This window comes from Neobacillus niacini (assembly GCF_023715785.1).
GTDB classification, from domain to species: Bacteria; Bacillota; Bacilli; order Bacillales; family Cytobacillaceae; genus Neobacillus; species Neobacillus niacini_E.
The window spans coordinates 918026-937732 of record NZ_JAMBOX010000001.1 but is presented as its reverse complement, the minus strand read 5'-3'; the positions used below and the strand labels follow the sequence as shown (position 1 = coordinate 937732).

At 41.2% G+C, this 19707-nt stretch carries 17 protein-coding genes, 4 tRNA genes and 1 riboswitch; of the genes, 19 read left to right on the top strand and 2 right to left on the bottom strand.

Going from position 1 to position 19707, the window contains the following annotated elements:
• The first annotated feature begins 121 nt into the window (after positions 1-121).
• The 18 genes from dnaB (at position 122) to M3234_RS04365 (ending at position 16748) form a co-directional block, all read left to right on the top strand.
• Positions 122-1474, top strand: a complete 1353-nt coding sequence (gene dnaB, locus M3234_RS04450; protein WP_262303509.1) for a replicative DNA helicase — start codon at positions 122-124, stop codon at positions 1472-1474.
• Between the two features lie 174 nt (positions 1475-1648).
• Positions 1649-2941 (top strand): adenylosuccinate synthase, encoded by a 1293-nt coding sequence (locus M3234_RS04445; protein ID WP_262303508.1) that lies wholly within the window; start codon positions 1649-1651, stop codon positions 2939-2941.
• Positions 2942-3354: 413 nt separating this feature from the next.
• Positions 3355-3430, top strand: a tRNA-Lys gene (locus M3234_RS04440).
• A 12-nt stretch (positions 3431-3442) separates the two neighbouring features.
• Positions 3443-3514, top strand: a tRNA-Glu gene (locus tag M3234_RS04435).
• Between the two features lie 68 nt (positions 3515-3582).
• A tRNA-Asp gene (locus tag M3234_RS04430) sits at positions 3583-3659 on the top strand.
• A gap of 17 nt (positions 3660-3676) precedes the next feature.
• Positions 3677-3749 (top strand) — tRNA-Phe (locus M3234_RS04425).
• 376 nt (positions 3750-4125) lie between these two features.
• Positions 4126-5574, top strand: coding sequence for a peptidoglycan DD-metalloendopeptidase family protein (locus tag M3234_RS04420; RefSeq protein WP_262303507.1), 1449 nt, complete (start codon positions 4126-4128; stop codon positions 5572-5574).
• Between the two features lie 190 nt (positions 5575-5764).
• Positions 5765-6475, top strand: a complete 711-nt coding sequence (gene yycF / locus M3234_RS04415; RefSeq protein ID WP_066310616.1) for a response regulator YycF — start codon at positions 5765-5767, stop codon at positions 6473-6475.
• Between the two features lie 6 nt (positions 6476-6481).
• Positions 6482-8311 (top strand): cell wall metabolism sensor histidine kinase WalK, encoded by a 1830-nt coding sequence (gene walK, locus M3234_RS04410; RefSeq protein WP_262303506.1) that lies wholly within the window; start codon positions 6482-6484, stop codon positions 8309-8311.
• On the top strand, positions 8308-9633 hold the full coding sequence (locus M3234_RS04405) for a YycH family regulatory protein (RefSeq protein ID WP_262303505.1): 1326 nt from the start codon (positions 8308-8310) through the stop codon (positions 9631-9633). The genes walK and M3234_RS04405 overlap by 4 nt, the downstream gene beginning before the upstream one ends.
• Entirely contained in the window at positions 9620-10420 is an 801-nt protein-coding gene (locus M3234_RS04400; protein WP_262303504.1) for a two-component system regulatory protein YycI, read from the top strand. The genes M3234_RS04405 and M3234_RS04400 overlap by 14 nt, the downstream gene beginning before the upstream one ends.
• 8 nt (positions 10421-10428) lie before the next feature.
• Entirely contained in the window at positions 10429-11223 is a 795-nt protein-coding gene (locus M3234_RS04395) for an MBL fold metallo-hydrolase (RefSeq protein WP_262303503.1), read from the top strand.
• A 188-nt stretch (positions 11224-11411) separates the two neighbouring features.
• Entirely contained in the window at positions 11412-12647 is a 1236-nt protein-coding gene (locus M3234_RS04390; protein ID WP_262303502.1) for a S1C family serine protease, read from the top strand.
• Positions 12648-12759: 112 nt separating this feature from the next.
• Positions 12760-12918, top strand: coding sequence for a CxxH/CxxC protein (locus M3234_RS04385; protein WP_262303501.1), 159 nt, complete (start codon positions 12760-12762; stop codon positions 12916-12918).
• Between the two features lie 101 nt (positions 12919-13019).
• The gene (gene rlmH, locus M3234_RS04380; protein ID WP_262303500.1) at positions 13020-13499 is read left to right on the top strand and encodes a 23S rRNA (pseudouridine(1915)-N(3))-methyltransferase RlmH; all 480 of its coding nucleotides are present in this window, start codon (positions 13020-13022) and stop codon (positions 13497-13499) included.
• Positions 13500-13818: 319 nt separating this feature from the next.
• Positions 13819-13907: riboswitch (cyclic di-GMP riboswitch) on the top strand.
• Between the two features lie 73 nt (positions 13908-13980).
• On the top strand, positions 13981-14670 hold the full coding sequence (locus tag M3234_RS04375) for a hypothetical protein (protein WP_262303499.1): 690 nt from the start codon (positions 13981-13983) through the stop codon (positions 14668-14670).
• Between the two features lie 85 nt (positions 14671-14755).
• Positions 14756-15667 (top strand): HD domain-containing phosphohydrolase, encoded by a 912-nt coding sequence (locus tag M3234_RS04370; protein ID WP_262303498.1) that lies wholly within the window; start codon positions 14756-14758, stop codon positions 15665-15667.
• Between the two features lie 211 nt (positions 15668-15878).
• On the top strand, positions 15879-16748 hold the full coding sequence (locus M3234_RS04365) for a GGDEF domain-containing protein (protein WP_262303497.1): 870 nt from the start codon (positions 15879-15881) through the stop codon (positions 16746-16748).
• 308 nt (positions 16749-17056) lie between these two features.
• Here M3234_RS04365 and M3234_RS04360 read toward each other — a convergent pair whose 3' ends face one another.
• Positions 17057-17689, bottom strand: coding sequence for a hypothetical protein (locus M3234_RS04360; protein WP_262303496.1), 633 nt, complete (start codon positions 17687-17689; stop codon positions 17057-17059).
• A gap of 327 nt (positions 17690-18016) precedes the next feature.
• Here M3234_RS04360 and M3234_RS04355 point away from each other — a divergent pair, with 327 nt between their 5' ends.
• Positions 18017-18373, top strand: a complete 357-nt coding sequence (locus tag M3234_RS04355) for a nucleotide excision repair endonuclease (RefSeq protein WP_262303495.1) — start codon at positions 18017-18019, stop codon at positions 18371-18373.
• 582 nt (positions 18374-18955) lie between these two features.
• Here the strand turns inward: M3234_RS04355 and rluF are convergent.
• The gene (gene rluF / locus M3234_RS04350; RefSeq protein ID WP_262303494.1) at positions 18956-19672 is read right to left on the bottom strand and encodes a 23S rRNA pseudouridine(2604) synthase RluF; all 717 of its coding nucleotides are present in this window, start codon (positions 19670-19672) and stop codon (positions 18956-18958) included.
• Positions 19673-19707 lie beyond the last annotated feature (35 nt).

Genomic DNA, 19707 nt, shown 5'->3' with positions numbered 1-19707 from the left:
AAGTATAAACGTGATAGAATAGAAATAAGCAAGAAAGGGATGTGATCGGTTTTGGCTGGTCACTTTTTTCTTTGAACGTTTGTTTTTATGCTCTTTAATGGGTAAGGAGGTTTTTAATAGAATGAGTGAACTGTTTGCAGACCGCATGCCACCGCAAAATATTGAAGCGGAACAAGCGGTTTTAGGTGCGATCTTTCTAGAGCCGTCCTCCCTGACAGCGGCCTCTGAAATATTAATTCCTGAGGATTTCTATCGTGCCGCCCACCAAAAAATCTTTAATGTGATGCTGAAGCTGAGCGACGAGGGCAAAGCGGTAGACTTGATTACCGTTACCGAAGAACTTGCGGCTTCAAAGCTATTGGAAGATACGGGCGGAATCAGTTATTTAAATGATCTGGCAGGGTCTGTTCCGACAGCTGCCAATATTGAATATTATGCTAAAATCGTAGAGGAAAAGTCATTACTCAGAAGATTAATCCGAACAGCGACGAATATTGCCACTGATGGATATACACGTGAGGATGAGGTTGAAACTCTCTTAGGTGAAGCGGAAAAAAGTATCATGGAAGTGGCCCAGCGTAAAAATGCCGGGGCATTCCATCATATTAAAGATGTTCTTGTCCGTACGTATGACAATATTGAATTGATGAATAACCGTGTCGGTGATATTACCGGAATTCCGACCGGGTTTGCTGAACTTGACCGAATGACTGCAGGTTTTCAGCGCAATGATTTAATTATTGTTGGTGCCCGTCCTTCTGTTGGTAAAACGGCATTTGCCTTAAATATTGCCCAGAATGTTGCGACTAAGGCGGGTGAAAATGTCGCGATCTTTAGTCTCGAGATGGGTGCTGAGCAGCTCGTCATGCGTATGCTCTGTGCTGAAGGAAATATCGATGCCCAACGGCTTCGTACTGGGTCATTAACCGATGAAGACTGGGGAAAACTAACGATGGCAATGGGGAGCCTGGCGAATGCGGGGATCTATATTGATGATACGCCGGGTGTCCGGGTAAATGATATCCGCTCCAAATGCCGCAAATTGAAGCAGGAACATGGCTTGGGGATGATTATGATCGACTACTTGCAGCTTATTTTGGGAAGTGGCAGGTCTGGCGAAAATCGTCAGCAGGAAGTATCAGAAATTTCCCGTTCTTTGAAGCAGCTAGCCCGTGAATTGAAAGTTCCTGTTATTGCCTTGTCCCAGCTTTCTCGTGGTGTCGAGCAGCGTCAAGATAAGCGTCCGATGATGTCCGATATTCGTGAATCAGGAAGTATCGAGCAGGACGCCGATATTGTTGCCTTCTTATATCGTGATGATTACTATGACAAAGAATCCGAGAATAAAAATATCATTGAAATCATCATTGCCAAGCAGCGTAACGGCCCTACCGGCACAGTATCGCTGGCGTTTGTTAAAGAATATAATAAGTTCGTTAACCTGGAAACACGCTTTGATGCTCCAGGTGCATAAAGGAGTTGGCCAAAGATTGGCTGACTCCTTTTTTATAGTTTACTATTAATCCGAACATATTTTACTATTTTTATATAAAACGTTCGTGTTTTGTTGACTTATTGGTCGTAAAATTGATAAACTATGAAGGGTTATTAATTGAATTTATATATGAAAATTTCGGAGGTGCCTTTCATGTCATCAGTAGTTGTCGTTGGTACGCAATGGGGAGACGAAGGTAAGGGAAAAATAACTGATTTTCTGTCAGAAAATGCAGAGGTTATTGCCCGTTATCAAGGTGGAAACAATGCCGGTCACACAATTAAATTTAACGGCGAAACCTATAAGCTGCATCTGATTCCATCAGGGATTTTTAATAAAGAAAAAATCAGTGTTATCGGCAATGGTATGGTGGTAGATCCAAAAGCGTTGGTTGCTGAATTGGCGTATTTGCATGAAAAGGGCATCTCAACGGAAAATCTTCGAATAAGTAATCGTGCCCATGTTATTCTTCCTTACCACTTAAAGTTGGATGAAGTCGAAGAATTGCGGAAGGGTGCCAATAAAATCGGAACGACAAAAAAGGGAATCGGGCCTGCCTATATGGATAAAGCTGCACGTGTCGGAATCCGGATTGCCGACCTGCTGGACCGAGAAATTTTTGAAGAAAAATTAGCTCATAATCTTGAAGAAAAGAATCGCTTATTTGAGCGCATTTACGAAACTGAGGGCTTTAAGCTAGAAGATATTCTAGATGAATATTATGAATATGGCCAGCAAATTGAAAAATACGTTTGTGATACTTCTGTTGTGTTAAACGATGCCCTTGATGAGGGGAAGCGTGTGTTGTTTGAAGGTGCACAAGGGGTCATGCTTGATATTGACCAGGGTACGTACCCGTTTGTCACTTCCTCCAATCCGGTTGCCGGCGGTGTAACAATCGGTTCAGGAGTGGGCCCTTCTAAAATCACGCATGTTGTGGGAGTCTGCAAAGCCTATACTTCCCGTGTTGGTGACGGCCCCTTCCCTACTGAGTTACATGATGAAATTGGGCATCAAATTCGGGAAGTCGGACGGGAGTATGGCACAACGACAGGACGTCCGCGCCGGATAGGCTGGTTTGACAGTGTGGTTGTTCGCCATGCGCGCCGTGTCAGTGGGTTAACCGATCTATCGCTTAATTCCATCGATGTGTTAACAGGGATCGAAACGCTAAAAATTTGTACGGCTTATCGCTACAAGGACGAAGTGATTACCGAGTACCCGGCTAACCTAAAGATATTATCTCAATGCGAGCCGATTTATGAGGAACTGCCAGGCTGGACAGAGGATATCACTGGAGTAAAATCATTGGATGAACTCCCAGTGAATGCGCGTCACTATGTTGAGCGTGTAACACAGCTGACAGGCATTCCACTATCTACGTTTTCTGTCGGACCGGACCGTAACCAAACAAATGTCGTCCGCAGCCCATGGAGACAGATCTAATTTTTTATATTAAAATTTGCGGCTCTCTTTCTTAGGAAAGAGGGTCGTTTAAATTAAGAATGACAAAACAGGTGGAAAATAGGGTCAAAGTCCTCAATGAATAGTCTTGAGGAAGGAACGAAGAAAAAATAGATTTAAATGTTATCATAATCTTACACGGTTTGGGTAACATCAAAATTTCGCCTTATAAAAACTTTTAAAAAAGGGTTGCCTATTAAACTCTGCCATGATATTATAAAAAGCGTCGTCACAAACGAGCATTTTTAGTACGAGCCATTAGCTCAGTCGGTAGAGCAACGAGCAATGCTTCCATGAATAGGCTGCGAGTTGTACACGCCGAGCCGCTGCTTGAATAAGCATTCTGAGGCGGGGACATCTGACGGCAGAATAGCTTTAGGAAATCATCTTTATACGAGCCATTAGCTCAGTCGGTAGAGCATCTGACTTTTAATCAGAGGGTCGAAGGTTCGAGTCCTTCATGGCTCACCATTCTCTAAGAATGGCCCCTTGGTCAAGCGGTTAAGACACCGCCCTTTCACGGCGGTAACACGGGTTCGAATCCCGTAGGGGTCATCGGCATTAGGTTGGTCGGCAAAAGGCTGGCAAGGACGGTCACCTTGCCGACTGCCTTATATATTATTGGTCTGGTAGTTCAGTTGGTTAGAATGCCTGCCTGTCACGCAGGAGGTCGCGGGTTCGAGTCCCGTCCAGACCGCCACTTGTACATAACAAGTTGGCTCAGTAGCTCAGTCGGTAGAGCAATGGACTGAAAATCCATGTGTCGGCGGTTCGATTCCGTCCTGAGCCATCCCAAAGAAGTTTGCGCATCCGCAAGCTTCTTTTTTTGCAATAAACCTGTAATAGACTCGTAAAAAAACTACCTTTTTCTTACAAAATCTCCCTTTGGGTTGTCCAAATTTGTAACACTTGCCCTTCAGACCCCAGAACTAGCAAAAACCTTGATTTAATAGAGATTTATACCCATACACTTACAAGAAAACAGGAAAAACTGCCTAGCATATTTCAAATAAAAGTAGGAAAATGTCAGCAATTATACATTTTTGTTACATTATAAAGACTATTAATCTTTTTATATAAAACTATGTTAAATTAAAGGAGGTCTAAAATTCTGGATAACTCTTTGCTGCTAGATTGAAGGGGTTTACCGTGGTTTAGGAGGAAAAATGTTTTTCTTAAATAGAAATTCCAATACAAAACGGTTGTTAATGTTAAAAACGACAGTTGCCGCAGCTGTTGCTGCATCCGTGATCGCGTTTAGCAGCGGGCCTGTTGCACTAGCTGACTCATCAAAACTTACCACCATTTATCACGTATATGTGAATGGAACATATATCGGTAATGTGAACGACAAGGAAGTTGTCGATAAAGTCGTGGCCGAAAAAATAGGTACAATGAAAGAATTGCTTAAACATAGGAATCTTAAACTTGGCTCACAAGTTCAATACATACCTGAACAGGTTTTTCGCTCCACAGGCAATAACAACGAAACCATTCAAAATTTCAAAAATACCTTTCAAATTCACGCGGAAGCAGCAGCCATCTTCATTGACGGGAAGCCAGTTGCCTTTTTAGAAACCAAGGCTGATGCTGAGCAAGTCATTCGTCAGTTGAAGCTTCAATATGTGCCAGAAGATCAACTACAGGCACTTGAAGCCCGACAAGCAGTACCTGAATTGCCGCCATTAAAAGAAAATGAGACTCGTCTATTAGACGTTCGTTTATCCAAAAATGTTTCAATCGAAGAGCAAAATGTTGAAATAGAAAAATTAATGTCACCGGAACAAGCGGTCACATTTTTACGAAATGGCAGTATTGAAGAAAAGAAATATGTTGTTCAAGCAGGAGATGTGCTGGAGACCATTGCCCATCGAAATGGCATGAACCTGGCTGATATTATCGGATTAAATCCTGGATTGACAGCAGACAGCCTGCTGCAAATTGGACAGGAGCTCAATATTACGGCAATCCAGCCGTTTGTTGAGGTCATTGTTGAAAAAGAAGCCAATCAGGTCGAAGCTATTCCTTATAGCAAAGAGGTTACCGAGGATGCTTCGATTCCAAAGGGCCAGACAATTGAAAAGCAGCAGGGGCAAAATGGTTCCCGCTCGGTCACTTATCTGATTTCTGAACAAAACGGCGTAATCGTTAAGAAGGATCAAACAAGTGAACAAATCCTGCAACAGCCAGTAAATAACATTGTAATCAAAGGAACGAAAGCTATTCCGTCCCGAGGTGATGGAAGCCTGGCATGGCCGGCAGTAGGCGGATATATTTCCAGTCACATGGGCCCGCGCTGGGGTAGAATGCATAAAGGAATCGATATCGCTAGACCAAGTGACAAAACGATTAAAGCGGCCGATAACGGCGTGGTTGTTTCAGCAGGCTGGGATAGCGGCGGCTATGGAAATAAAGTGATTGTCGACCACCAAAATGGGCTGCGTACCTTATATGCCCACATGTCATCGCTAAATGTAACAGCAGGCCAGACAGTTTCAAAAGGGCAGGCAATCGGAATAATGGGAGCAACCGGGAATGTTACCGGCGTACACCTTCATTTCGAAGTATTTAAAAATGGCAGCCATGTCAATCCAGTGGATTATTTAAACCATTAAAAGTCTCTAGTTTTCACTAGAGACTTTTCTATTTGTCAGGCTCCTAGAGCAGCGTTTTTTTCTTTTCCTCTAAATGTAAATACTAGTAATAGGTGAATTCCAGCGAAAACAGTGGTAAAGTAAAATAGAGTAGGTATGACTTTAAATAGCCTGGATAGAATAGATAAATTTATGAAAAAGGAGCAATGGTATGGAAAAGAAAATTCTTGTTGTCGATGATGAAAAACCGATTGCTGATATTCTTCAGTTTAACCTCAAAAAAGAAGGTTATGATGTCTATTGCGCCTATGATGGGAATGAAGCACTTCAATTAGTGGAACAAATTCAGCCTGATTTAATCTTATTGGATATCATGCTGCCGCAAAGAGACGGCATGGAAGTTTGCCGCGAGGTGCGTAAAAAATATGAAATGCCGATTATTATGCTGACGGCAAAGGACTCTGAGATTGATAAAGTGCTTGGCCTTGAGCTTGGTGCTGATGATTATGTAACGAAGCCGTTTAGCACGAGGGAATTAATCGCCCGTGTCAAAGCTAACCTGCGCCGGCATCAGCATGTACTTTCGCAGCCGGAGGCGGGAAATGAAACGAATGAAATTGAGGTGGGTTCACTTGTGATTCATCCGGATGCTTATGTCGTTTCTAAACGCGGTGAGACGATTGAACTGACCCACCGGGAATTTGAATTGCTCTATTACCTGGCTCAGCATATCGGTCAGGTAATGACCAGGGAGCATCTATTGCAAACGGTATGGGGATACGATTATTACGGCGATGTCCGAACCGTTGACGTAACGGTCAGACGCCTGCGGGAAAAAATCGAAGACAGTCCGAGCCACCCGGCCTGGATTGTGACGCGCCGTGGGGTCGGTTATTATTTGCGCAATCCTGAACAGGAGTAATGACTTGTGAAAAAAGTTGGTTTCTTTCGCTCAATACACGTTAAATTCGTCCTTATCTATGTCCTGCTGATCTTAGTGGCGATGCAGATTATTGGTGTTTATTTTGTCAGGCAGCTGGAGGAAACACTGCGGACAAATTTTCAGACATCAATAAAAGAACGTGTAAATTTGCTTGCCTATAATGTTCGCGAGGAGATGGGAAAGCAGCGGACGCCGGAAGATCCTTCACTCGAGGAGGATATCAAGAAAATTCTTAGGGATTTTGATAATGCCGGTGACATTTCCGAAGTAAGGGTAATAGAAAGCCGGTCGCTGAAAATTTTGGGCACTTCCCACCCCGGCAATCAGGGGGTCGTTGGCCAGCGAACGACAGAACTAAGGGTTAAGCAATCAATGGTGTTGGAGGAAGATCAGAGCGCTGTGCTATTGGACCGGCCAACCGGGCATCGAATCTGGGTCCTCTCCACCCCCATTAAGTCGGGGAAGAAAGTAATTGGTGCAATTTATCTTGTGGCAAAAATTGAAAATGTGTTTGCACAAATGAAAACCATTAATAAGATTTTTGCGACTGGTACAGGGATTGCCATGGCGGTAACGGCTATATTGGGAATCTTATTGGCACAGACCATTACCAGGCCGATAACGGATATGAAAAAGCAGGCACAGGCGATGGCAAAGGGGAATTTCTCACGTAAGGTTAAAGTGTACGGGCACGATGAAATCGGGACACTGGCGATGACGTTTAACCATCTAACGAAGAAGCTACAAGAAGCCCAAGCGATGACCGAAGGGGAACGCCGCAAGCTATCCTCTGTCCTGTCTTATATGACCGATGGGGTCATAGCAACCGACCGAAGAGGACGGGTCATTTTAATCAATGAGCCTGCAGCCGAGATGTTGAATGTTTCACGTGAAACAGTTCTATCCCAGCCAATCGTGTCGTTATTGGATTTGGACGATACGAATACATTTGAAGATCTGCTAGAGGAAAAGGATTCGTTAATCCTTGATTATAGTACCACATCGGAACGATTTATCCTTCGGGCCAATTTTTCCGTGATTCAAAAAGAAACAGGCTTTGTGAACGGGTTGATTTGTGTGCTCCATGATATTACCGAGCAGGAGAAAATTGATGCGGAGAGGCGGGAGTTTGTCGCCAATGTATCTCATGAATTGAGAACGCCGCTTACAACGATGCGGAGTTATCTGGAGGCCTTGGCGGACGGGGCGTGGCAGGATGAGGAAATCGCGCCGAACTTTTTGGAAGTGACCAGGAACGAGACCGAGCGGATGATCCGCCTTGTCAATGACCTGCTGACGCTGTCGAAGATGGACAGCACCGATTATCGAATGAAGATGGAATGGGTGAACTTTGTTGACTTCTTTAACCGGATTATTGACCGGTTTGAAGTGGCGAAGGAACAGAATGTTACGTTAAAAAGAAAACTACCGGATCACGCCATTTTTGTCGAAGCCGATGAAGATAAAATGACACAGGTGTTATACAACATTATTTCGAATGCCCTGAAATATTCTCCGGAAGGCGGCCGGGTTACATTTTCGATTAAGGAAAGACAGGATACCATTGTGGTAAGCATCTCAGACCAAGGAGTAGGCATTCCAAAAGAGAGTATTGGAAAAATATTTGACCGGTTTTATCGCGTTGATAAAGCAAGGACGCGCAAAATGGGCGGAACAGGATTGGGTCTTGCCATTGCCAAAGAAATAATCAGTGCTCATGGCGGCAGCATTTGGGCGACAAGTCAGGAAGGCAAGGGCACGACGATTTCGTTTTCATTGCCGTTCGAGTATACGGAAGAGGATGATTGGTCATGAAATATGAAAGTATCAAGTCAATCATACTAGTGATTCTCGTTTTAGTCAGTATTTTTTTCACCTGGAATCTATGGACCTACCAGCCGAATTTGGAAACAATGGAAAATGGCGACAATACCATTTCCGAAGTTAGTTTAAGCGAGAAACAGGAAATTCCAAAAATTATTCGGCCCGACCGGATTTTATACCATTATAAAGGGGACCATTTTGGGACGAACAATGCGGCCGAACTTGATAAACTCATTAAAGAATTAAGCGGCTGGTCGTTTTTTGATGTGAAGAATTACACCGAAAAGGTTGGCAATTTAAAGGAGTTAACTCATGGGGCCGGGAATGCAGAAATTATCTTTCCCGGTGAGGTTCCAATCGAATTATACCGAAGTGTCCTAAATATTGAAGGCAAGAAGGTACCGACGTTCAACTTTAACCGTATCATCATCAATGTTGAAAACACCGGCAGTGAAAATGGAATTGTTTATTTTGTCTCAACAGCAACTGGGCAGGTGTACATCAGCAACATCTCCCCCGCCAATTTAAACACCTTTAACAGGGATTTTTTCAAAAATGCTGCAAAGCTGCCGCGATATTTTGTCTTTGATGCAGGTGAAAATAGGACGCTATTCTTGCCAGACGGCGAAACAGAAATGTTTGTCTACAAATATTTGCCAGTCACCCTTAATTCCGATGAATTTAAAGAAGCCCTGTTTAGGGACCCAAGCTTTGTCCAGAGAAATTCCGTAAGGCAGAATGAAGAGTATAGCAGTGATACGAGCAAAATGACGGTCAATAATGATACAAATATCCTCTCCTATGTTAATCCGACAGCGGAGGACGATTATGTGGAAACCTCCTATGATCTGGTCAAGCGCAGTATTGATTTTGTTAACGAGCATGGCGGGTGGACAGACACCTATCGATATGTTTACAAAAATGAATACCAAGCCTCTGTCACTTTTCGGTTATATACAACTGAAGGATACCCTGTGTTTAATGACAGGGGACTTTCGGAAATTTATCAGACCTGGGGCCGCAATGAAATTAATCAATATATCCGGCCGAACATAGCGCTTGAGCTTCCGTTAACAACGGAAATGCAGCGGGTCACCCGACCTTCCGGGCATACAGCCCTTGAGTTTTTACAGAGCAAGCAGAATTTTAAACCGGAGCTTTTGGAAGAATTGGTGTTGGGCTATCGGATGGAAAGGGATAAGGAAGAAAATCGGCTAATCCTCCTAGAACCAGCCTGGTTCTATCGCTATCACGGAACGTGGGGCGAGATTACGATGGAAGAACTGGGGGGATTTAATCGTGGATTGGAGTAAAATTAAAACAATTTTTATCATTACTTTTTTGATTTTGGATGTGTATTTGTTATTTCAATTTATGAAAATCCGGGATGCTAATAATTTTGAAGTGGTGACAGAGACTTCATTTGAAGATAAGCTTAAGGGGCAAGAAATCAAGATTGAGGTTGAACTCCCCAAAACGCAAATTAAGGCACAGTATTTGAGCGCCCAGCCAAAATCTTTTACTAAAAGTGATCTAATGAAGCTTAAAGGGCAGATTCCTGTTTTGAAAGACCCTGGAACCACGCTCATAGCAGAGTTGGAAAAGCCATTTCAGTTAGGCAATAAATTTGAGCCATCCGAGCTTGCTTCTTTTATAAAGGAAAATATCCTAAACGGAGATCAATATCAATTTGGGGAAAAAGATGACAAGAAAAATACGATAACCTATTTTCAACAATTTGAGAACTTCCGATTATATAAAAATATTAATGGCATGATCGTTTTTACGGTTAATTCCGATAACCAGATTGTAGCCTATCAGCAAACCTATCTCGAGGAAATCGAAAGGTTAGCCGCAAAAGAAGAAATCCTGACGCCCTTGAAGGCAATCGAAACCCTGCACCAAAAGGGTGAATTGAAGCCGAAATCCAAGATTACCAATGTTGAGCTGGGTTATTCAACGAGGATTCAGCTGGCGGCCTCCCAGGTACTCGCCCCAACCTGGCGCATTGTCGTGAATGATAAGGACAGCCTGTATGTCAACGCCTTTGAGGGGCAGATTATTCAATTTAATAGCGATGAAAAAACAAATGTGGAGTGAACAATAGTATGTCTTTACGTTATAGCATTCTGTCTAGCGGCAGTACCGGGAACGCTCTATATGTAGAGTCCGATGAACACTCCTTCCTGGTGGATGCCGGACACAGCGGCAAGCAAATGGAGCAGCTGTTTGAGCATATTGACCGCGATATTAGCAAGCTGTCCGCCATTTTTGTCACGCATGAGCACAGTGACCATATTAAAGGAATCGGGGTTCTCGCCCGTAAATATAAATTGCCCGTCTACGCCAACGAAAAAACGTGGCAGGCGATGGAAAGTTCAGTCGGGGTGATTCCAACTGAACAGAAGTTTGTGTTTGATATGGAATCGGTAAAGAGCTTCGGTTCAGTTGAGATTGAATCGTTCGGTGTTTCCCATGACGCTGCGGAGCCGATGTTCTATGTCTTTCATCATGGCGGGAAGAAGCTTGTGCAAATTACTGACACAGGCTATGTGAGTGACCGGATGAAGGGGATTATCTCCAATGCCGATGTTTATATATTCGAATCCAACCATGATGTCCAGATGCTTCGAATGGGGCGTTACCCATGGAATATCAAGCGCCGGATCTTGAGTGATGTTGGCCATGTCTCCAATGAGGATGCCGCCTTGGCGATGAGCGATTGTATTGGAGACCAAACGAAGCGAGTCTATCTTGCCCATTTAAGCCTTGATAATAACATGAAGGACTTGGCCAGGATGTCGGTGACCCAAACGTTGCAAAGCCGTGGCATCATTGTAGGCGAACAGTTTGAATTGTATGACACCGACCCGAAAATACCGACGATTTTAACAGCAGTGTAGCAGTTCTTTTATTAAGTGGGGCCGTCTTTCAGGGGCCTCGCTTTTTTTATTAAAAATTTATGAACAAAGTCGTAAGTTTTATGTAAATATATGCAATTTTTAAGTAAATTTTCTCTGAAAGAGTATAATTGTTATTATAAGCCAAAATATAGTTTAGCAATTGTTTCGAAAGAGAGGAATGGTGTAACATGGGGTATTATGATGATCATTCTCCAAATCGATATCGGGAGCAGAAAGGAAACAGAGGCGGAATTTTGATTGCTAGTTTAGTGGGCGCGGTACTGGGTGCCCTGCTCGTAATTATTTCGATTCCTGCCTTGTCTGAACGAGGTGTTCTTCCTTATACAGTGGAACCGGGCCAGACTGCCCCAACTGCCACCAACAATGGAAATAATAATCAAAAGGTCGTTCGGCAAATTTCTTATGACGTGAATACCGACACGACCAAGGCCATTGATAAAACGGCAGAGGCAGTTGTCGGAATCAATAATCTCCAATCGTCGAGCTTTTGGTTCGATGAAGGAAACAACAGGGAAGATCCGGCAGGAACCGGCTCAGGCGTCATTTACAAGAAGGCCGGCAATAAAGCCTATGTGGTGACAAACCATCACGTTGTCGAAGGGGCTTCCAGATTGGAGGTCAGCCTGTCGGATGGGACGAAGATTCCCGCAACCCTACTTGGAAGCGATATTTGGACCGATTTGGCCGTACTGGAGATTGATGCAGCACAAATTAAAAAGGTTGCAGAGTTTGGCGATTCAGATTCATTAAAAATGGGTGAGCCAGTCATTGCCATCGGTAACCCGCTTGGCCCGACCTTCTCCGGTTCTGTCACCCAAGGGATCATTTCGGGGTTGAATCGGGCAATCCCGACAGATATCAACCAGGACGGGGTCGTCGATTGGCAATCGGAAGTATTGCAGACGGATGCCGCCATTAACCCTGGAAACAGCGGTGGGGCGCTTATTAATATGGCCGGGCAGGTCATTGGGATCAACTCAATGAAAATTGCCCAGTCAGCCGTTGAGGGAATTGGGTTGTCGATTCCAATTAATTCAGCGAAGCCGGTAATTAACGACCTTGAGCAGTTTGGTTCGGTCAAGCGGCCATATATGGGTATTGATTTAAAATCCGTTGAAGAAATTCCTGCTTATTACCAGGCTGAAGCTTTAAAGCTGCCACGTGATGTGACCCATGGAGTAGCGATACGCCAGGTCGTTCCAGGCTCACCAGCAGCGGTGGCCGGGTTAAAAGAATTGGATGTCATTGTTGAAATGGATGGAAAAAAGATCAATGACGTAATTGATTTACGGAAGCATTTATATCAGGAAAAGAAAATTGGCGAGCAAATGACGATAAAGTATTATCGTGGCGGCGATTTAAAGGAAACAAGATTAACGTTGGCCGGAGAAAAAACACAATAAGTTGAAACAGGGAAGTGAGTGATTCACTTCCCTGTTTGATTTTGGTATGATGTATGAGGTTTAAGTAAAAAATGGTGGATAAGAAGATTTTCTTTGGAAAGGTGAAGAAAAAATGATTTATAGCTGTGAAGAACATGTGGATATCGCATTAGAGTCAATTGTGATTGAATATGAAACTTTTCCCGTTTTAGATAAAATTTCTGTGGATAAGTTATCAACAACCTGTGGATTTTGCGAAAAACAGGCTGTATATGTTGTGGCGAACAAATGATTCCATACAAAATGTGGACAAAAAATGTGAATATGTGGATAACTTCTGTGGATATCTTGTTCGTATGCTGTTTATAATCAAGTTGAAAAGGGCTGTGGATTGTGAATATCTCGATTGTGACGGTTGGCAAATTAAAAGAAAAGTATTTGAAGCAAGGAATCGAGGAATATTTGAAGCGTTTGTCGGCCTATGCTAAGGTCGAGGTTATTGAAGTCGCGGATGAAAAGGCGCCGGAGCAATTAAGTGAACTAGAAATGATTCAGGTGAAGCAAAAAGAGGGCGAGCGGATATTAGCAAAAATCAGCCAGGATACATATGTGATTGTCTTGGCGATCCAAGGAAAGATGCAATCGTCGGAAGAGTTGGCAGAATCACTAGATAAGCTGGCCACCTACGGCAAAAGCAAGATTGCCTTTGTGATTGGCGGTTCATTGGGTCTAAGCGATGAGGTATTGGCAAGATCGGATGAGAAATTATCATTTTCCCGGATGACCTTTCCCCACCAGCTGATGCGGTTGATATTGGTTGAGCAAATTTATCGAGCGTTTCGGATTAACAGGAATGAACCATATCATAAATAGAGGCAGTTTTTTACATTAATATTCAGTATACTGCATTGATATAGTTGTAATTTTGGAGTCATTCCCCCGCTGCTTTAAAGTGATATCATAGCGGGGGACTGACCCTAATGTTAAAGTCAATTGATTCCCTTCTAGAGGATAGAGGTAGTTTTTTACCTATTTTAGGATAATACTATTGCTTGCGTATTCTCAAAACACCTAACTATTTTTGCAATATTTTACAAATACACCAATATAATTTAAAAAAATACAAAATATGACAAAATCAGTCATGGAATTGGGTATTTATACCCTGTATAATAAGGGTAGATAATAAAATAGACCCAGAGGGCAACCTATCTAAAAGAATACAAACGCAAAACTATAGGGGCTAAAGTAGGTATTTACTATGCCAGGCCAGTTGCGAAAAGAAGAAAGGCCCTATTTCATCCATCGGGTCTTTTTGTCGTCTAAATAGAAAAATGGGGTGTGAAGCAACAGTATGAAAAAGGTATTGGCGATTTTATTTTCAGCTGCAGTATTTTTAGGAATTGCATCTCCAGCTTTTGCTGCTGAAGATGATTATCAAAAAGGAATTGAACTAATTGAAAAGACAAACAAGGAAATTGATAAAAAGATAGAAGAAGCGGTAGGTAAAGCTGATCGATTGCAAGCGGACTATCTTCTTGACATTCGCAAAATCGAAGAAGGAGATAAAATCGTAAAGTTAAAGGGTGAAAAAGAAAAGGCATTATCTGATTTAGAAGTTGCTAAAAACGATATAAAAAAACAAAATGAATTACATAAGAAGCTAGCAGAAATTAATGCCAAGTTAGACGAACAACAAGCAAAAATTAATAGCAAAATAACTGAGATCAATCAGGAAATTGATAAGATTACAGGACAGCTATTGTCTGGGGATGGTAAAGACGTTCAAAAGTTAGAAGAAAAAATCAATAAGCTTAATCAGAATTTGGATGAAAAATCAGCTAAATCTGAAGAAAAAACAAAACGATTTACAAAGGAATTAGATAAAGTTATTACCGGTGTCTTTGAAGAAACACTTATAATGTCGAATGAAACGATTAAAAAGGCTGCTAAAAAGGGCGTTCAAGCTGAATGCAGCTGGCAGCTAGTTCGTTTTGCTGATAAGTGGGTGTGGATTGATCCTATTAGAATAGTCGGATGCTGAACTTATTCCACATTTCCGAAAAATATTTAGTAAATAGAAACGAGTTCTTATTGAGCTCGTTTTATTAGTATTAAGGCGGGATAGCATGGAAGGCTTTATGATTGGAAAAAAAGGGTCTTTTGTCGAAAAAGTAGATTTCGAAAATAATGGAGTATTTAGTCTGCTAACTCGGGGAGATGGAGTTGAAGTTATCCACCAAGTAATAGAAGAAGGTAGAATGTTCTATATTTATCCAAGCGAGAACGCTAATGCTCTGGAATTTTATTATCTATTATCTGGACAAGTCGTTTGTGAACTTGATCATAAAAAGTTTACATTAGAGCCTGGGGATTATTTTTCTGCAAGGGGTATTAAAAATCCAATTCACTTTACCGCCCTTTTGCCCGTAACCTTACTATGCGTGTTTACGGAACAAACCTTTGTTCATATAAGTAGAGACATATCCTCGCTTATGGAAATTATGAAACAAGTAGAAATAAAAGATAGATATACCCATAAGCATAGTGATCGAGTGGCAAAATATTCCGTGAAAATAGCAAAAAAATTAAAACTAAGTAAAGAACAATTAGAGAATTTAACAGTGGCAGCAGTGCTTCATGACATAGGTAAAATTAATGTCCCAATTGGGATTTTAAATAAACCTGGACGTTTAACAGATGAAGAATTTGAAATAATTAAGAAACACCCTGCAGACGGAGCAGAAATGTTGAAGAATTCATTTTATAAGGAACTTGCCCCTATTATTGAACAACATCATGAAAGGATGAATGGGAAAGGCTACCCGTATGGATTAAGTGGAGATGATATCCTTTTAGAAGCAAGAATTATAGCTGTAAGTGATACATTTGATGCAATGACAGAAGATCGGGCTTATAGAAAAGCGTTTAAAGAACAGATTGCCATAGATGAACTTAAGAGACTAGCTGGCTCCCATTATGATAAAGAGGTGGTGTGCGCATTTGAACAAATATTAAAAAAAGAAGGGCGAGTTACCTAATCTGTTAGACAGATATATAGGATGTGTTCAACATGAAATTATTATTTAAGGATGCTTATCATTCAGACCACGCACTTGAAATAATTTTTTCTTCTTTGCGCTGGTTGTTTACGGTCGTGTCAATTATTGTCTTCTCCGTGCAATATCTTAAAAATCCAGTACATTTAAGACTTAGCCTTTTTTTAGTTTTAGTTGTTTTTGGAAGCTCTATATGGGTATTTCAGATTATTACTTACATAAGTCACCTCGAGGGTCAAAGAAGTACACAATATGGACTAAAGGCGGACCAGCTTTTGACTTTGTTGCTTTTTCTGCCCTAATTCCCTTAACTGGAGGAATGGATAGCCCGCTATTTCCAATAGCCTATTTAATTATTTTACATATTGTTGTTTATTGGGGATATACAGGTGGAATCATGGCTTCCATTCTATTTATTATGGAATACTCTATCACTTTTTTCATGCAAGCCCAAGATGCCTATTCTTTAAATAGTTTAATCAATTATCTCTGTCAAGTTTTGTTTTTGTTGCTGGTTGGTGGTTTAGGAGGAATTATTGTTTCAAGAGAAAGAAAACATCATTCAGAAAAAAATTTGTTAGCCGAAGCTGCAAATCGTGATTATCTTACCAACTTATTAAATCATCGTTCATTTCAGGAATATTTACAAAAAGATCTACACAGAGGTGTAGGTTTTTACCTTGCAATTTCGGATATCGATAAGTTTAAATCAATTAATGATAAATATGGACATGTAATGGGAGATAAAGTATTACGTCAAATTGCGTTAATTATTACTTCTATTATCACTGGAAAACAAGGGGAGGTTTTTAGGTACGGAGGAGAAGAGTTTGTCATTATTTTTTATCATAACGAACAAAACGAGGTGAGCAAGCTTTTAGTTGAAATCAAACAATCAGTTGCCAACCACATATTTTACTGTAATGGAGAAGCATTTTCTGTAACAATGAGTTTTGGATGTTGTAAACATACTGGTGAAACTTCAGACCAATTAGTAGAAAAAGCTGATAAACTTCTTTATGAGGCGAAAGATAGTGGAAGAAACCAAATCTCTTTTCAATAAAACATAAGGCGCTAAACAAGCATCTACTTTAAACGGAACGAACGTCCAAGAAAGCAGTGCCTGTCATCACCCACCTTTTTTCGAATTTACAGGCATTGATGAGATCTTATTTTTACCAGAAAAACTGCTGCTTAAGCAGGTGCGGTGAACCTTACCATAAATAGAAGCTGTTTTTTTTATAAAATAAATGCCTGTCACCACCCCCTTTGTAGCGATACCCTCGACATTATTCGGGGAGTGACAGACACTGTTTTATCAGTGGAACGAAATTTTAAGTACGTGAATGCTTGTCAGGGAGTTATGGTTCTTTAACCGGCTGATTTCTGCCCGGTCGCCAAACTTTTGCCGACTGAGCCGAGTGCTAGTGAAATTGAAATGGCGAACAACAAGTTGACAATGGCAAAGGACCTTCCGTCTTGGAAGGCGACCTGAGCAACATCGAGAAGAGCCGATACGATAATCAGCACGCCAACAAATCTTGGATATACTTTTGCCCGAATAACCGCGCTTCCTAGAAGAATGAACCCGATGAGGCAAAGCAGCATTCCACCGAGCGGAAAAATTGCAAAGTTCGAATCATAGATTGGGGCAATAACCTCCGGTGCCTGTTTCGCCAGTAGAGGAATAACTGAAACGAAGAACGCAATCGTTGCCATTTTTAAAAAGATACCAACTATATAAAGAAACAAACCAATTAGCCCCATTTTGCCCCCACGTTCTCCCGATAGACGCAAATACATCGCAGGGAGCCCGATTAGAAGCAGCATGAATATAATGAAGCACAAACTGTAAAAGGTCGCCCACTGTGGGCTTTGAAGTTCGCTCATTGGGGCATTGAGGCTGGTGTCAACGAGAAATGGCCAAATTGATGCAATAAGGTTTAGTCCAACACTTAACAATAATATAATGCCTGAAAAACGATACAGACTTGCAGTTGACATTGGTTTTCCCCCCATTATTATAATTAATTTAAATATTCTTTAAGCCTTTGATACTGGGTCCGTAGTTCTATAAAATTGTATTCAAACCCGCCAGGATTTATGAAACTCCCGAATAATATCCAAGGTGGAATGGGGGACATAATTCTGCTTTATTGCACAAAGGCGACATAATGGACGCTAATGTTATGGGAGACCCTCGGCTTTGGATCACTTTTATATTTTACCTATAGATGCCGCCCCGTTTTGTAATGGGGAAAATTGTACTTGCAGTAGCATGTCCATCATTGGAATCAAAGCTAAATTAATACGAAGGAGAAGTGAACGATAGTGATAAACATAACCATTCCAAAACCAAGTGTTACAATTACCAAACAGAAGAACGCTGAATCAAGTAATATTTATGGATTTACAGAATTTCATCTTATTCCTAGAGATAAGGGCGGCATTTTTATGTTCTATAACCATAACCAAGAGCTATTATTTGTTGGTAAGGCGAGGAAATTACGGCAAAGGATTAAGAAGCATTTTGAAGATACTGTTTCTCCAATAAAAATGCATAGAGATGAAGTCGCTAAAATTGATGTTTGTGTGATTGAAGACCCTGTACATAGAGAAATTTATGAAACGTATATTATTAATGAACTGAAGTCAAAGTACAATATAGATAAAGTATTTTTTAAATAAAATTACATTATAAAGGCAATGGGTACTGGTAAATATGGCCTTACCTATTGCCTTTATTAATTGCAACGTGGGCAAAGAGGACTCCAGATGCATACCCAGTTTCGCCTTGTATGTTCTTTGCTGAATGGATATATTCTTTGGCTGCCAGCAGATTTTTATCATGGAGAACATGCGCGATGGCTAATGCTGCATAGATTCTTCCTAATTCAATTTTGCCTGCTGCTCCTCATTAATTTGAATAGCTTTAGGAGCAAGGGCAATCGCTTCGGTTGGTTTGGACCAGCATAATGTTTCCATGTACTTTCTGAACTGGTCCGCTCATATTGGTTGGGGGATTAGGTTAAGCATCCTGTCTGATAAATAGACGGAAAACTTTCGCTTATTTAGTAAAAAGAATAAAAAATAGCCTAAATAGGCGGAGAGATTCCGCCTATTGACTGAAAAAACGTAAAAATGGGGGACTTTGCTTGTCTTAATCGGTAAACTTCCCCTTATTTACCCCGAAAAGAGCGCTATTCAGCATCTAACCGGAAATTCTCCGTTTATTTTAATTTCGTTGGTTACTTGATTAAGGATAAGTTTTTACCATTCTTTTGGCTCATAGTTCAATTCTCTAAATAATTGAGTTCGCTCTTTCTTGGATAAATCTCTCCATTGTCCAGGAGGAAGGCTGCCTAAATGAATATTCATGATTCGGACTCGTTGCAGTCTGTAAACCTCGTATCCTAATTCAGCGCACATGCGGCGAATTTGGCGATTAAGTCCCTGGGTTAAAATAATCTGGAAATCAAATTTTGATAATTGTGTTACTTTACAAGGAAGTGTTTTTGTCCCTAATATTTTGACACCCTCAGACATCTTCTTCAAGAATTCAGGAGTAATGGGCTTGTCTACGGAGACAATGTATTCCTTCTCGTGTTTACCTTCGGAACGGAGAATTTCGTTAACAATGTCGCCATCGTTCGTAAGAAGTATTAAGCCCTCTGAATCTTTATCCAGGCGCCCAATATTAAATATTCTTAATGGATGGTTGACCAAATCAACAATATTGCCTTTTACACCTTTTTCTGTCGTACTAGTAATGCCTACAGGTTTATTTAAGGCAATATAGACATTATTCCTTGCTACTCGGATTGGATTTCCATCAACACGAACATCATCCCCAGGTTCCACTTGGCTGCCGATTGTTGCTCGTTTCCCATTTATCGTAACTCTACCATCGGTAATTAATTTATCCGCACCTCGTCGAGATGCTTTTCCAGATTCGCTTATATATTTATTAATACGCATGTTGACCATCCTTAATCAGAGGATTGTTTTTTAGATACTTAACT